Annotated in this window: 1 pseudogene; it reads right to left on the reverse strand. The window is 45.4% G+C overall.

Going from position 1 to position 240, the window contains the following annotated elements:
- Positions 1-240, reverse strand: a pseudogene (locus FD23_RS10260) (hypothetical protein); the annotation flags it as partial.

Here is a 240-nt window from a genome sequence, read left to right on the forward strand (position 1 = left end):
CTTGATCATGAAGAACTGACGCGTCTTTCGTTCGCACAGAGTAAGCAACACATCATCGTCCTTAGTCTTGTGTCCAAGAACCAGATCGCATTACCAGTGACCAAAGTCCTTACGGCTTAGATTCTAGGACTACGTTCATCGCGACGAGTCTTAGTATTGCGCTTGACCTTCTCTGGAAGATCACCGTTCTTGATATCCATTAGGCCCCAGTCAACGTAGTTATACAGAGTTTTGGTTGAT

It is taken from the genome of Lactobacillus delbrueckii subsp. delbrueckii DSM 20074 = JCM 1012 (genome assembly GCF_001433875.1).
Taxonomy (GTDB): domain Bacteria; phylum Bacillota; class Bacilli; order Lactobacillales; family Lactobacillaceae; genus Lactobacillus; species Lactobacillus delbrueckii.